14 protein-coding genes are annotated in these 14,180 nt (G+C 70.4%); 8 read left to right on the top strand and 6 right to left on the bottom strand.

Going from position 1 to position 14,180, the window contains the following annotated elements:
• Window positions 1-55: 55 nt before the first annotated feature.
• Complete coding sequence (locus DEJ11_RS00535; RefSeq protein WP_284176639.1) at window positions 56-1,702, bottom strand: serine-rich family protein; 1,647 nt, start codon at window positions 1,700-1,702, stop codon at window positions 56-58.
• Window positions 1,703-2,020: 318 nt separating this feature from the next.
• On the opposite strand from DEJ11_RS00535, the gene DEJ11_RS00540 reads away from it, so the two are divergent.
• Window positions 2,021-2,185 carry a hypothetical protein gene (locus DEJ11_RS00540; protein WP_284176640.1) on the top strand — a complete coding sequence of 55 codons (165 nt, stop codon included), beginning with the start codon at window positions 2,021-2,023 and terminating at the stop codon, window positions 2,183-2,185.
• Between the two features lie 247 nt (window positions 2,186-2,432).
• On the top strand, window positions 2,433-2,570 hold the full coding sequence (locus DEJ11_RS00545) for a hypothetical protein (RefSeq protein WP_181440898.1): 138 nt from the start codon (window positions 2,433-2,435) through the stop codon (window positions 2,568-2,570).
• An 88-nt stretch (window positions 2,571-2,658) separates the two neighbouring features.
• On the opposite strand, the gene DEJ11_RS00550 is transcribed toward DEJ11_RS00545, so the two are convergent.
• The 3 genes from DEJ11_RS00550 to DEJ11_RS00560 are packed head-to-tail and all read right to left on the bottom strand — an operon-like array spanning window position 2,659 to window position 5,647.
• The gene (locus DEJ11_RS00550; protein ID WP_111105117.1) at window positions 2,659-3,084 is read right to left on the bottom strand and encodes a hypothetical protein; all 426 of its coding nucleotides are present in this window, start codon (window positions 3,082-3,084) and stop codon (window positions 2,659-2,661) included.
• A complete protein-coding gene (locus DEJ11_RS00555; protein ID WP_111105118.1) occupies window positions 3,081-4,301 on the bottom strand; it encodes a lipopolysaccharide biosynthesis protein in 1,221 nt (406 codons plus the stop codon). The genes DEJ11_RS00550 and DEJ11_RS00555 overlap by 4 nt, the downstream gene beginning before the upstream one ends.
• Window positions 4,302-4,336: 35 nt before the next feature.
• The gene (locus DEJ11_RS00560; RefSeq protein WP_111105119.1) at window positions 4,337-5,647 is read right to left on the bottom strand and encodes an MATE family efflux transporter; all 1,311 of its coding nucleotides are present in this window, start codon (window positions 5,645-5,647) and stop codon (window positions 4,337-4,339) included.
• 237 nt (window positions 5,648-5,884) lie between these two features.
• Between DEJ11_RS00560 and DEJ11_RS00565 the strand changes: the two genes are divergently transcribed.
• Together DEJ11_RS00565 and DEJ11_RS00570 are read left to right on the top strand one after the other, a co-directional pair.
• Entirely contained in the window at window positions 5,885-6,460 is a 576-nt protein-coding gene (locus DEJ11_RS00565) for an RNA polymerase sigma factor (protein ID WP_056072533.1), read from the top strand.
• Window positions 6,460-7,224, top strand: a complete 765-nt coding sequence (locus DEJ11_RS00570) for a hypothetical protein (RefSeq protein ID WP_111105120.1) — start codon at window positions 6,460-6,462, stop codon at window positions 7,222-7,224. Before DEJ11_RS00565 ends, DEJ11_RS00570 begins: the two co-directional genes overlap by 1 nt.
• 163 nt (window positions 7,225-7,387) lie before the next feature.
• On the opposite strand, the gene DEJ11_RS00575 is transcribed toward DEJ11_RS00570, so the two are convergent.
• Window positions 7,388-8,725, bottom strand: coding sequence for a uracil-xanthine permease family protein (locus tag DEJ11_RS00575; RefSeq protein WP_111105121.1), 1,338 nt, complete (start codon window positions 8,723-8,725; stop codon window positions 7,388-7,390).
• A gap of 81 nt (window positions 8,726-8,806) precedes the next feature.
• Here DEJ11_RS00575 and DEJ11_RS00580 point away from each other — a divergent pair, with 81 nt between their 5' ends.
• Together DEJ11_RS00580 and DEJ11_RS00585 are read left to right on the top strand one after the other, a co-directional pair.
• Window positions 8,807-10,771 carry a M13 family metallopeptidase gene (locus DEJ11_RS00580; protein WP_111105135.1) on the top strand — a complete coding sequence of 655 codons (1,965 nt, stop codon included), beginning with the start codon at window positions 8,807-8,809 and terminating at the stop codon, window positions 10,769-10,771.
• Window positions 10,771-11,709 carry a serine hydrolase gene (locus DEJ11_RS00585; RefSeq protein WP_071404465.1) on the top strand — a complete coding sequence of 313 codons (939 nt, stop codon included), beginning with the start codon at window positions 10,771-10,773 and terminating at the stop codon, window positions 11,707-11,709. Before DEJ11_RS00580 ends, DEJ11_RS00585 begins: the two co-directional genes overlap by 1 nt.
• Before the next feature lie 191 nt (window positions 11,710-11,900).
• Here the strand turns inward: DEJ11_RS00585 and DEJ11_RS00590 are convergent, their stop codons facing one another.
• Entirely contained in the window at window positions 11,901-12,095 is a 195-nt protein-coding gene (locus tag DEJ11_RS00590) for a hypothetical protein (RefSeq protein WP_111105122.1), read from the bottom strand.
• A gap of 129 nt (window positions 12,096-12,224) precedes the next feature.
• Between DEJ11_RS00590 and DEJ11_RS00595 the strand changes: the two genes are divergently transcribed.
• Together DEJ11_RS00595 and DEJ11_RS00600 are read left to right on the top strand one after the other, a co-directional pair.
• A complete protein-coding gene (locus tag DEJ11_RS00595) occupies window positions 12,225-13,391 on the top strand; it encodes a sensor histidine kinase (RefSeq protein ID WP_111105123.1) in 1,167 nt (388 codons plus the stop codon).
• Window positions 13,388-14,047: a response regulator transcription factor gene (locus DEJ11_RS00600; protein WP_111045623.1), complete on the top strand. Its 660-nt coding sequence runs from the start codon at window positions 13,388-13,390 to the stop codon at window positions 14,045-14,047. The genes DEJ11_RS00595 and DEJ11_RS00600 overlap by 4 nt, the downstream gene beginning before the upstream one ends.
• The last annotated feature ends 133 nt before the right edge of the window (window positions 14,048-14,180 follow it).

The following is a 14,180-nucleotide window of genomic DNA, read 5'->3' on the forward strand; positions in this document are numbered from 1 at the left end:
GCCCTGTCTCCGAGTGTGCGGAGACAGGGCGTTTCTTCGGTCCGGTGTTTCGGGCTTAGCCGATCCCGGGGTCGTTCCGCATACCGACGTTGCCGGCGGAAGCGAAGCCGTCCGTGCCGGCGTCGCCGGTCCACGTCCAGAGCGAGCCAGTGTTCGCCTGGACTGCGACGGCGAGGTGGTCGCCCTCGGTCACTGCTGACGGGCTGGTGTCGGTCTTCATACCGACGTCCGCCGAGTGTGCGAACCCGGCATCGCCCGGAGCTCCGTGCCAGGTCCAGAGGTCTCCGGTGTTCGCTTGTGCTGCCACGGCGAGTTCCGACCCCACGAGCGTGATCGACGGGCTGGTGCCCGCCTTCATGCCGACAGCGGTCTGCACGGCGAGCCCGGTCGTCCGCGGTGTGCCGCTCCAGACCCAGAGCTTGCCGGTGTTCGCTTGCGCTGACACGGCGACGGTGGACCCGTTGACACGTGTGATCGCCGGGCTTGTCCCGTCCTTCATCCCGAGGCCTGCGCTCTTGGCGGTTCCGGCGGTCGCGGCCGGGCCGTACCAGGTCCAGAGGCCACCGCTTTCGGCCTGGTAGGCGACGGACACGCCGCTGCCGACGGTGGTGATGGACGGGTTGGTGCCGTCCTTCATGCCCTGTCCGGTGGACTGCGCGTAGCCCGTTGAGCCAGCGGTGCCCTTCCAGGTCCAGAGATCCCCGGTGTTCGCCTGGAACGCGACGGCGAAGTTTCCATCGCCGAGCGAGACGATGTCCGGGCTGGTGCCTGGCTTGACGCCGACTCCGGCCGAAGCGGCGGTGCCGGTCGTGCCGGCCTTGCCCTTCCAGGTCCAGAGCGTCCCGCTGGGGTCGACGTAGGCGGCTGCGGCGTTCGAACCGTCCCGTGCAAGTGCGGGGGAAGTACCGTCCTGGATCTGTCGGCCGGAGTTCGCAGCGAAGCCGGGAGTGCCGGCGCTGCCGGTCCACGTCCACAATGTGCCGGTGTTCGCACGCACCGCCACGGCGGTGCCGTTGGAGTACGACGACGGTGAGATCGACAGCGGGCTGGTCACGTTGCTGAAGTCCACGTGCTGGTGGCTGCAGGGGTCTGAGAACTGGCGGGTGATGTTCGTGAAGGACCAGGTGGACCGGCACTGCACCTGCCCAGCCTGCGTCCCCTTCGGAACGAAGGTGTCGAGGAAGTCCAGCAACTCGTGCGTGCGTGCGTCAGGACCCTGAACAGTGGACCCGCCGACGGAACCGAAGTCGATCGCGACACTCGGGTCGATGCAGTGCAGCGAGCCCTCGTTGCTCGCGCAGGAGACGGGGTGCGTCATCGTCGGGCAACGACGGTTCAGGTCATTGACCCGCAACGATCCGAACTTCTTGGTCACGATGACGAGTGTCTGGAGGACCCGAGTGTCGAGCTGGCAACCCGGCGTCGGGTTCCCGTTCGCGATCGGGAGGATCTCGTTTCGGTACAGATCGTTGGTGTCGCCCGCGCCGTTCGCGGTCGCGGTGAAGGTACCCGCTGTAACGAAGCCCCCGAGCTGCTTCGCGAGCGTTGCCGGGTCGGCAGAGATGTCGTCGCAAGCCGTCCCACAAGCGCCAGCTGCCTCGGCTCGAGGTGGCGACATCGCCACGATCGAGGCGAGTGCAAGCGCGACGACCATGACGATCAGGACGAGCGACCGCCAGAGAGTTCTCGATCTCGGCAGCACAAACGGAGTATTCACTTTTCCCCACTTCACGGACGAGCCACACCGCCCCTCGGCGTGAACTGTCGTCTCGGCTGGAGAGTAGCCGGTCCTCCCGGCGCACCGCGAACCTTGCTGCTTCCACAGAAAATCGCTTCGTCGGCATCAACGAGAACGGCCGGTCACCCGAAGGAACGGCCGGCTGTTTCGTGTCGGGGGTGGCGTCGGTGTGCGGCGTCGTGCGCGTCGCGGACGGCCCGGCGGATGCGGCAGCGCGAGCAGTAGCGGCCGTCGGCAAACGAGTCCGTCCGTCGGGTGGCGTGGCCGCTGCGGTCGGCGTGCGTGGAAGACGAGATTGTCGTGACGGCTCCTCATCGAACTCGACGATCGCTCGATCGCCAACAGCTCCTGCGCGTCGTCACGTTCGTCATCGTGGTCGGTGTGGCGTTGGTGTTCGCGTACTGGCACGTCGGTCGGCAGCGTGTGGACGTCGACGAGGACGTGTAGGTCGTCTCCGGGTGGGAGTACGTCCACGACGTCTTCATCCGGAACCTCGAGCACCCGCCGACCGCGAAGTACCTGTTCGGGCTCGCCGAACTCGCCCTCGGCGGGCCTGGATCGCTCGGCCCGCGCTAAGTCGCAGGGGTACAACGTCGTCGCGTGGAAGCCGTACTTCCCACCGCCCCGTGGGACTTGGGAGCTGGACGCCGACGACCTCACCGCAGTCGTCCAGGGCGTGGATGGACGGTTCCCGATGCCGCCGGGAGTGTCGTCGTTCCTCCGCACCCACCACGACGAGCTCGAGCACTTCACTGTCGACGAGCTTCAGGTGTGGATCCCCGAGCACGGTTCGATCCGGGAACGTGACGGCGTGCTCGAACTGGCCCCGTAGCGGCGCAGCAGCGGCCCCCTGACCGGCGGGGTCGAGGGAACTCGCCCGCACCACGGCCACGGGCTCCAGCGCACGAAGCGTGTGCGGCCTAGTCGTCGGCGGCGGACAGTTCAGCCGTCATGCTCCACCCCTGACCTTCTGTCCACGACAGCGTGACCCAGCAGTCCTTCGCCCGCTTGTCGGCAGGGTGCACGAAGACGCCGACGATGGTCGTCACCACCGCATCGTTCGAGGTGACCTTCGCACCCGGTGTCAGGAGCGGCTGGCAGACCTTCCACGCCGTGACCGCGCCGGAACGCTGATCCTGTCCCACGGCCGACACGAAGCGGTGTTCGTCGTGCTCCTCGAGACCCTCGACCGCTGCTTGTCTCGCGGCGGTCTCCGAGGCGTCGGAGGGTTCGCCTCCGACATCGGTCGGGACGTTGTGTCCGGAGCAGCCGGCCAACGCGACCGCGGCGACGATCCCGATGCTCGTGAGCAGCGGGGTCCGCGAGTGGTTCCGTGCGAGCTTCATGCGACATTCCCTACGGATTGTTGAGGCACGGCGCTGGTGCGCACCCCGAGCCCCACCACCGCAACCAGGTTCACCGCACTCCCCACCAAGAATCCCGTCGTCCCACCAGCGACACCAGCGATCGGTCCGAGCACCGCCATGAGCCCAGCGCCCACGACGAACCCGGCGACCGAGGCAAGGGCGACCTGGCGTGAGCGTCCAGCGGCGAGCAGTAGCGCGGCAGGCACGAGCCCGACGGTGAACACCCACACCGCGACCATCAGGTACCGCAGGTCCGCGACGGCAGCGGCGCCCTCGGCGGGGTAGACGATCGGCAGGAACCACCCGGCGAGCAGGGCGACCAGGCCGAAGACGACGGCGGACGCAGCGGCGAACCCGACGACGAGCAGCAGGGCGCCGCGGGAGCGCAGCGATCCACCATCGGTCCGGTGCGCGAACGCCGGCACGAGCACCTGCCCCAACGCCTGCCCGAGCATCGACGCTGGCGTCGCCAGGGTGAACGCAGCGGCGTAGACGCCGGCGTCGTGCGCCGACGACGTCACCTGCGCCGAGATCATCGTCAACTGCAGCAACCCGTTCGAGGTCACCACCGCCAGCACGTTCCATGCCGCGAACCCGAGCACCCCGGCAGCGGGCTCGCGAGCTGCAGCAGCGAAGCCGTTGCCCCGCGGCCAGCACGCGATCGCGAACACCGTGTACCCGATGGCCAGGGGCAGCAGCACGAAGGGCTCGAGGCGGGCGACGCACGCCACCACGAGCAGCCCGAGCGCCAACACGCTCGTCACGGAGTCCCACAGCGCGACCCGGGGTGCCCGGTCGTAGCCGAGCTGCGCGCCGCGGGCGTAGCAGTAGAGGCCGTAGCCGACGACGACCGCGGCACCACCGAGCACCATGCCGGGGCCGTTGCCCCAGGCCAGCGCGATCGGCACGGTGACCGCGGCGAGCACCACGCTCGACACCAGCATCGAGACCCCGAGCAGCCGGTTCACCGCGGCGTCCGACCGTCGACCCCGCAGCGCGATCGCCAGGAACCGCGACGCGGTGTTGCCCGCGGCGTTCGGCCAGAGCAGGGCGACGAACACCGAGAGCGACAGCAGCGCGGTGGTCTGCCCGAGGGTCTCGGTGCCGAACACCCGACCGACGACGACGGTCACGAGCAGCTTCGCGACGCCCTGCACCCCGATGCCGACCGTGGCGAGCACGGCCGACGAAGCCACCGAAGACGACGGTGCCGCAGAAGCAGCAGGCTCGCTCACCGCGCCAACGCCTGTTCCACCCAGCCGCGCCGGTGCGCCCGCACCCCGAGCGTCACCGCCCGGACCCCGATGTACCCGAGGGCGAAGGCCGCCCACAACCCCGCGAGCGTCCCACCGACCCACCACAGCAGCGGCAAGTAGACGACGAGGTTCAGGCCTCCGGCGATGGCCAGATACCGCGCATCACCGGCGCCGATCAGCACTCCGTCGAGCACGAAGACGTACCCGGCGACGGGCATCCCGACGGCGATGAGCACCAGCACGACGGGCAGGGCGTCCCGCACCGCCTGCGAGTCCGAGAACACCGGCCCGAGTACGCCGCTCACCGCCAGGGTCAGCACCCCGAGCAGCACACCACCGGCGATCCCGAGCAGCACGAGCCGGCGCGTCACCAGTCGCACCCGCTCCGGGTCACGTCCGCCGAGTCCGTGCCCGACGAGCGCCTGCCCGGCGATCGCCAGGGCGTCGAGCGCGAACGCCAGCGTCGAGAAGACGGTCAGCCCGACCTGCGTCGTCGCCAGCCCGGTGGTCCCCAGCCCGGCAGCGGCCCCGACGGTCGCGAGCATCGCGATCCGCAGCGACGCGGTCCGCAGGAACAGCCAGGCGCCAGACCGCAGGGCCCGGGCGACGCCGGAGGCGCCGGGTCGCAGCGGCGCGCCCGACGACCGAGCGGCCCGCACCGCGATGCGCACGTAGACGACGGCCATCGCCCACTGCACGATGACGGTGCCGGCGGCGGATCCCTCGACGCCCCAGCCGGCGCCGTAGATCAGGACGGCGTTGAGCAGCCCGTTCGCGACGAACCCGATGGTCGCGACGACGAGCGGGGTCTTCGTGTCCTGCAGCCCACGCAGCAGTCCGGTCGAGGCGGTCACGACCAGGATGCCGGGCAGCCCGATCAGCGAGATGGTCAGGTACGCGGTCGCGGCGGCCGACACCTCGGCCGAGGCGCCGAACAGGTCGACGAGCGGCCCGGCGAGCGGCCACCCGACCAGCGCCAGCACCACCCCCAGCACGAGCGCGAGCCACATCCCGTCGATGCCGGCGTGCACGGCTCCGCGACGGTCGCCACCACCGAGCGCCCGCGCCACGGCCGGGGTCGTCGAGTACGCCAGGAACACCAGCAGTCCGGTCACCGTCGACAGCACGGCGCTCGCGAGCCCGACGGCCGCCAGCGGCGTCGCCCCGAGGTGCCCGACGAGCGCGGTGTCGGTCAGCAGGAACAGCGGCTCGACCACGAGCGCTCCGAGCGCCGGCACCGCCAGCCGCACGATGTCGCGGTCGACCGCGCGCCGCTCAGCGGTCACAGCGGGTCGCGTCGGTCGGTGCACCGACCCATTCTGTCGGCGATGCCGACCCGTCGTGGTCACCAGGCGCGGTGGGCGCGACCCCGTGACGGACTGGAGGCTCGTGGCGGCGCCGCCACGAGCCTCCAGCCCGGTGGGTACCAAGTCCTCGGGCTTGCGCCACGGACGACCTCGTTGCGCGACGAGCTGATCCGCTGGCGTCTGTAACGCTGGAGCCATGACCGGACACTCCAGAGTGTGAAGGACGAACAGGACGACGGCCCCCTGTGGACGCGAGCGGTCCGTGATGACGGGGCTGCGTTCGCCGCGCTGTTCGACCGGCACCGACCACGCATCTACCGACGGGCGTTGAGCCTGACGGAGAACTCGCACGACGCCGAGGACATCACGGCGGCGGCGTTCTACGAGCTCTGGCGCAAGCGCAAGAGCGTCACCCTCGTGGCGGGTTCCGTCGCTCCGTGGTTGCTGGTCACGACGGTCAACCTGACCCAGAACCATCGACGCGCAGCGGCGCGGTACCGGAAGCTCCTCGACGCACTCCCTCGGGACGATCCCCACGCTCCAGCCACGGACGCCGAAGACCTCGAGGCCCGCGAACGCCTCAGGACGACGATCCGGGGACTCGCGCCGCAGGACGCCGCGCTGCTGGTGCTCACCGGGGTCGAGGAGATGCCGGTCTGGCAGGCCGCGCAGGCGGTCGGTCTCAAACCGCCGGCGGCACGCGTGCGGTTGCACCGGATGCGGCAGCGCCTGCAACGCGACCTGCACGACCTCCGTCCCAGTGTCCGCAACGCACCGGAAGGCACCTACTGATGAGCATCGACATGAACCCCGACGCTGCTGCAGCGGTCCGCTCGGAGCTGGCCGCCATCGGGACACGACGGAGCGCCCTGCAGCGCCAGCAACGACGAGCACGCCTCGGCGTTTCGATCGTCTCCGTCGCGGCGATCGCGGTGACGACGAGCGCCGCCGCCCTGGTCGTCGCCGGGCTCCCGGGGACCACGACGACGGCAGCAGTGGGACGCACGACCACTGCGACGCACACCGGTCCCGCCCTGATCGACATCGGGCGGGCTCCCGACACCGCGGGTGCCGTGATCGTCGACATCACGTGCCGCAACGACGTCGGCATGGTCCGCGTCCTCACCGTCGGAGGTGGCGCATCCGGCCTGAGTTGTCGGGACGAAGGGACGATGCGCGTCGTCGACGGCCGCCTCCCGGAGCGAGGGACCACGACGTTCAGCATCGAAGCGTCGGCGGGGACGCGGTGGACGGCGACGCTGCAGTACGCCAACGCGGTCACGTCGGACTGGGCGGTCAACGACAAGGGCCAGACCTACGGGGTCCCGAACGCGTCGGGTCACCCGGATCTGGTCCCCGGGAGGGCGGACAACGGCCGCAAGGGCTGGGTCCTGTGGAGCGAGCCGGACGGCGGCGACGTGTACGAGTCCGACGGCACGACCGTCGTCGGGCAGTGGACGGCGGGGGTTGCCGATGAGGTCCCACTCGATCAGCGGTACATCGACGAGCAGGAGTCCGTGCAGACCGCGACCCCGTCGCCCAGCGCGCCCCGCTGAACCGGGCGAGGGGTGTGCGGACCGGAGCGACCGACTGGGGGGCGTTCCGGTCCGCAACGCACCACGTGACGGACTGGAGGCCCGTGGCCGTGTCCGCCACGGGCCTCCAGTCCGGTGGTCCCACGTCGTCAGGCCGGACGCGCGTTCCGGCCGACCACTCGAGTCAGTCTGCGCGCGGTTCCGCGGGGACCGCGCTAGTGGCGGCGTGCACGGGGTCGGCGGCCTCGGTCGAGGGCTCGTCGGTGCCGCGGGCCCGGCCGATGACGTCCATCAGGTGGTAGACGACGATCGCGGCGATCGTGCCCACGATGATGCCGCCGAAGCTCGCCTGGCCGAACGTGAACGTGAAGTTCGCGATGCCGATGATCAGGGCGATGCCGGCGGTCAGCTGGTTCTTCGGCTTCGAGAAGTCGACGCGGTTCTCGACCCAGATCCGGATGCCGATGATGCCGATCAGGCCGTAGAGCGCGGTGGTGGCGCCGCCGAGCACGCCGGCGGGCACCGAGGAGATGACGGCGCCGATCCTCGGCGACAGGCCGAGCAGGACGGCCGCGATCGCGGCGACCCAGTAGGCGGCGGTGGAGAAGACGCGGGTGGCGGCCATGACGCCGATGTTCTCGCCGTAGGTGGTGGTGGCGGAGCCGCCGCCGACGCCGGCCAGGACGGTCGAGATGCCGTCGGCGAAGAGCGCACGACCGGTGAGCGGCGTGAGGTCACGGCCGGTCAGCTGCCCGACGCCCTTGACGTGGCCGACGTTCTCGGCGACCAGCGCCAGGACGACCGGTACGAACGCCAGGTAGATCGGGAGCTGCGACGGGTCGAACGCGGGAGCGGTGAAGTCCGGCAGACCGATCCACGGCTTGTCGCCGACCTTCGAGAAGTCGACCTGACCGCCGATGAGCGCTGCCACGTACCCGACGAGCACGCCGATGACGATCGACAGGCGGCCGATCAGGCCCCTGAACAGGACGGTGACCAGGATGATCGTCGCGAGGGTGATGAGCGCGATGACCGGGGCTTCCGTGAAGTTGTCCCGGGCCGACGGAGCCAGGTTGAAGCCGATCAGGGCGACGATCGCGCCCGAGACCACCGGGGGCATCAGCCGGTCGATCCACCCGGCGCCGGCCAGGTGCACGACGAGCCCGACGATCGCGAGCAGCGCGCCGACGACGATGATGCCGGACAGGGCGAGCGGGATGCCGCCGATCTTGGTCGCCGCACCGATCGGGGCGATGAAGGCGAACGACGAGCCGAGGTAGCTCGGCAGGCGGTTACCCGTGATGAGCAGGAACAGGATCGTGCCGATGCCGCTGAACAGCAGCGTCGTCGACGGCGGGAACCCGGTGATCAGGGGCACCAGGAACGTGGCGCCGAACATCGCGACGACGTGCTGCACGCCGAGGCCGATGGTCCGGGGCCAGGTGAGCCGTTCGTCGGGTGCCACGATCGTCGTCGCGGAGACGGTCTTGCCGTCTCCGTGCAGCTTCCACGGAAGTCCCATGCGATGACCGTACCGGCAGCGATGCACCGGTGACGACCCGGATCGACCTGCCCCATGGGGTCGGTGGCTATCGTGGACCGCATGACCGACGTCGCACGTGCCTCCGGCATCCACACTGACGAACTCGACCCCGCGGTGCGCCCCCAGGACGACCTGTACCGCCACGTGAACGGGACCTGGATCGAGGCGACGCCGATCCCCGACGACAAGGCCCGGTACGGCTCCTTCACGGTGCTGGCCGAAGCCGCCGAGATCGCCGTGCGCGACATCATCGAGCGCTCGCAGCAGGCCGCCCCCGGCACCGAGGAGCGCAAGGTCGGTGACCTCTTCACCTCGTTCACCGACGAAGCGCGGCTCGAGGAGCTCGGCACCGCACCGATCGAGCACCTGCTCGCCGAGATCACCGAGATCCAGTCCGTGCCCGAGGTCATCGCCGCCGTCGGCCGCTTCGAGCGCATCGGCCTGCCGAGCTTCCTGCAGCTCTTCGTCGACAACGACCCGGGCGACCCCGAGTCCTACGTCGTGTTCCTGGAGCAGTCCGGTCTCGGGCTGCCCGACGAGTCGTACTACCGCGAAGAGCGCTTCGCCGACATCCGCGAGAAGTACCGCGAGTTCGTCGCGGCGATGTTCCCGCTCGCCGGCCTCGACGACGGCGGCGCCCGCACCGAGCACGTCATCGCGCTCGAGACGGCCCTCGCCGCCCAGCACTGGGACAACGTCACCACGCGTGACAGCCAGAAGACCTACAACAAGCTGCCCTGGGCCGAGGTCGCCGCGCTCGCGAAGGGCGTCGACCTGCAGACCTGGTGGCAGGCCATCGACGCCCCGGCCGGCGCGTTCGAGACCGTCGTGGTGCGCGAGCCCTCGTTCATCACCGGCCTGGCCGACCTGCTGAACGACCAGCCGCTCGAGGTCTGGAAGGACTGGCTGCGCTGGCAGGTCATCCGGGGCTCCGCCGCGTACCTGACGAGCGCGTTCTCGGCCACGAACTTCTCGTTCTACGGCACCGCACTCACCGGTGCGCCCAAGCAGCGCGAGCGCTGGAAGCGTGGCGTCTCGCTGGTCGAGGGCGCGATGGGCGAGGCCGTCGGCCGCATCTACGTGCAGGAGCACTTCGACGAGACCTCGAAGGCCAAGATGGACGACCTCGTCGCCAACCTGGTCGAGGCGTACCGGCAGAGCATCACGGCGCTCGACTGGATGACCGACGAGACCCGTGCCCGTGCGCTCGACAAGCTCGACAAGTTCACGCCGAAGATCGGCTACCCGGTGAAGTGGCGCGACTACTCGGCGCTGCCCGTCCTCTCCGACGACCTGGTCGCGAACGTCCGCGCCGTCGCCTCGTTCCAGGTCGACCGCGAGCTCGGCAAGATCGGCAAGCCGATCGACCGCGACGAGTGGTTCATGACCCCGCAGACGATCAACGCGTACTACAACCCCGGCTTCAACGAGATCGTGTTCCCGGCCGCGATCCTGCAGTTCCCGTTCTTCGACGCAGACCGCGACGCCGCCGCGAACTACGGCGCGATCGGTGCCGTCATCGGGCACGAGATCGGCCACGGCTTCGACGACCAGGGGTCGCAGTACGACGGCGACGGCAAGCTCGAGAACTGGTGGACCGAGGCCGACCGCGCGGCGTTCGAGGAGCGCACCAAGGCCCTCATCGCCCAGTACGACGCCCTGGTGCCGACCGAGGTGCCCGACAGCCACGTGAACGGTGCCCTGACGATCGGCGAGAACATCGGTGACCTCGGTGGCCTGTCGATCGCGTGGAAGGCGTACCTGCTGTCGCTCGACGGCCAGGAGCCCCCGGTCGTCGACGGACTCACCGGTGCCGAGCGCTTCTTCCTGAGCTGGGCCCAGGCCTGGCGCATGGCGATCCGCCCGGAAGAGGCGGCTCGTCTGCTGAGCATCGACCCGCACTCGCCCAACGAGTTCCGCTGCAACCAGGTCGTGCGGAACATCGACGTCTGGTACGACACCTTCGGCGTGACCGAGCAGGACGCGATGTACCTCGACCCCGCCGAGCGCGTCGCGATCTGGTGATGACGGAGCCGGACGCGGCCCGGTCGTCGCGCCGCCGGCGACCGGACGACCGCCCAGCAGGTGGCGGCCGTGGTCGTGGGCGGCACAGCGGCCGGGCCGACGACCGCTTCACCGCCACCACCGAGGCCCTCGGTGCCCTCGCGCTCGAGGGCGCCGGGGTCAGCGCCTCGGTGATCGACACCTCCAGCGGCAAGGCCCTGCTCGCGATCGACGACACCCTGGTGCAGCCGGTCGCGAGCCTGGGCCGTGTCCTGCTGCTCATCGAGGTCGCCGCCCAGCTCGAGGACGGCCGCCTGCACGGTGACCGACTGCAGCGAATGGCCCGCGACACCGCGACCGGTGCCGGCCTGTGGCAGTTCCTGCAGGAGCCGACCATGCAGGTGCCCGACCTGGCGACCCTGGTCGGGGCCACCGCCGACGCCTGGGCCATGAACGCACTGCTGTCGACCGTGGGCATCGACGCCGTCCGGGAGCGTGCGGAGTCCCTGGGCATCGAGCGCACGGCGTTGATCGACCGGGTGCGGGACCGCCGCGGTCCGGACGACGCCCCCGACGCCTCCGTCGCACCGACCGGAGAGCTGTCGTGGGTGATGCGTGGACTGGCGCTCGGCGAGGTCGTCGACGAGGCGGTGTCGAACCGGGTGCTCGGCTGGTTGTCCCTGGCGAGTGACCTGAACCTGGTCGCCGGGTCGTTCGGGCTCGACCCCCTGGCGCACCGTGCGCTCGACCACGGGTTGCAGGTCGTCGCGGTCACCGGGTCGAGCACCGGCGTGCGGGCCGAGGCGGGGATCCTGCGGGGGCCCGGGTCGTCTGTCAGCTACGCCGTGACCGTCACGTTCGATGACGCTTCGTTGCAGCGGCGGTTGGCCGTGGTCGAGGCGCTGCGGACCATGGGGACCGAGGTGCTCGAGGCGGTGCACGCGCCTGCGCGTCGCTGAGAGCGCTCGGCGTCCGGCGTGCTCGGGGAGCGTGGACGCCTGGTGCCGTTCCTGCTCAGCGGTCCCCGTCTTGGGGCCTCAGCGATCGGCGGGGTCCGTTGCGCCGGACTCGACCTCGCGCATGGACGCGGTGATGTCGATCGGTCGGGTGTCGGGGAGCGTGATGTCCTCGGGGCGGATGGGACGCATGCTCATGCCTCCTCGTGGTCGATCACGCGTCGGGCACCGGCTTCGACGCCCATCGCGACGAGCAGGGTCATGAACCCGGCGAAGCGGACGACCTCGGAGACACCCATCAGGGCGGCCCACGCGGTGAGCTGCGGTGCGCGGGTGAGGGAGTGCCGTCGCGTCGTCGGTGCGGAACGGGGAGCAGTGATCGTCGTCATGGGGTGCCTTCCGGTGGGATTGGTGCCAATCCTCCGGATCGGGACGCGGCGCCTCGTCGTCGTCGCGGATCGTCGAACCTACTGCGTCCGCAGTACGTGTCGGTGAGGTGGAAGCAGGAGACTCGGGGGATGACGAACGACGGTGATCTCGTGCTGCCACCGAACCCGTGGTGGCTCCGGTCACCGGCGCTCCTGCCCGAGCTGGCCGCGGGCCTCGCCGTGGCCGGTGCAGCGGTGGAGATCGTCCGAGTCCTCGTCGCGGGCGCCGGGGTCTTCCCGTTGGTCGGTGTGCTGCTCGGCATCGCCGGTGTGGCCGTGGCCCGTCGCTACCCGTGGCCGGGGGTGCTGCTCACCGTGGTCGGCTGTGCGGTGGCAGCGGTGCAGGGGTGGGACCCGATCGTGGGGTGGACGATCGTGGTGTTCGCGCTGTTCTCCGTCACCCTCCGCGGTGCGGCCCCGTTCCGCATGGTCGTCGCGACCGCGCTGCCGCTCTACCTCGTGGTCGCGGTGGAGTCCGGCGCGGGGCTGGTCAGTACGGACGCGTTGGCGGCGGTCGCGGCGTGTGCGGCGGCCGGAGCCACGGGGGCCGCGGTCTGGGCACAGCTCCGGTACTGGTCGGCCCTGCGGGAGCAAGCCCGCGAGGCGATCACGTCACGGGATCTCGAAGCGCGCCGACGCGTGGACGCCGAGCGGCTCCGCATCGCCCGCGACCTGCACGACGTCGTCGGTCACCAGATCGCGGTGGCGAGCATGCACCTGGGTGCGGTCGAGGTCACCGTCGACCGCGACCCGGTGACGGCGGCACGCGCAGCAGGTGACGCGCGTGAGGCGTTGCGGATGGTCACCGCCGAGACGCAGCAGATCCTCGAGCTCCTCCGGTCACGGGATGCCGCTCCGGACCGGACCGTCGCCGGGCTGGGCTCGCTGCCCGCGTTGGTGTCGTCGTTCACGTCGATCGGGCTCGACGTCGTGGCTGACGTCGAGCTGCCGGACGAACCGGTCGCCCCCGTGGTCGAGGTCACCGTCTACCGCGTCGTGCAGGAGGCCCTGACCAACGCACACCGGTACGGGACCGGCCCGGTCACGATCACCGTCCGCGCCGAGCAGGGTCGACTCCACGTGGTCTCCGACAACCCACGCGCGCCGCGGACCAAGCAGACGCAGGGTTCGGGGTTCGGGCTCGTGGGCATGCGCGAACGCGTCGGGGCCGCAGGCGGGACACTGGACGTCGACGAGCGAACCGATCGGTTCGTCGTGCACGCCGTGCTGGCGCTGGACGGAAGGAAGCTGTCGTGACGACGATCCTGCTGGTCGACGACCAGGCGATGATCCGCGTCGGGCTCCGCACCATCCTCGAGGCGCACGACGACCTCACCGTCGTCGGCGAGGCCGGCGACGGCTTCGAGGCCCTGCGGTTCCTCGAGACGACGACGGTCGACGTCGTCCTGTTGGACGTGCGGATGCCGGGGATCGACGGCGTCGAGACCACACGCCGCCTCCGTGATCGGTTCTCCGCCGAGCAGCTCCGCATCGTCATCCTGACGACGTTCGAGCAGGACGAGATCGTGGTCTCGGCGCTCCGGGCCGGCGCGAACGGCTTCCTCGGCAAGACCGTCGGACCCCGCGAGCTCGTGGCGGGCATCAACGAGGTCGTCCTCGGTGGTGGAGCACTCTCCGCGGCTGCGCAGGCCGCGGTCATCGCGCAGGTCAGCTCCCAGTCCGACCGCGTCATCGACACCGATGCGCAGGAACGTCTCCGAGCGCTGACCCCGCGTGAACACGACGTGGTGGTGGCGATCGCCCGCGGTGGCGACAACGACCGGATCGGCCGGGAGATGTTCGTCTCGCCCTACACCGTGAAGACCCACGCCAACCGCGCGATGGCGAAGCTCGGCGTCCGTGATCGTGCGCAGCTGGTGTCCCTCGCCTACCGCGCCGGACTCGTCGACTGACCCGGACCTACTGCGGACGCAGTAGGTCCGTCGATCCGACGGGACGACGGCCGGACGGAGCGTTGCTCGGAGCATTGAGGAGTACCCGCCGCGACGGTCTCCGCGTGGCTTCCTCTTCTTCTCTCCGGGAGCA

This window comes from Curtobacterium sp. MCLR17_058 (assembly GCF_003234705.2).
In the GTDB taxonomy this organism is placed as follows: Bacteria; Actinomycetota; Actinomycetes; order Actinomycetales; family Microbacteriaceae; genus Curtobacterium; species Curtobacterium flaccumfaciens.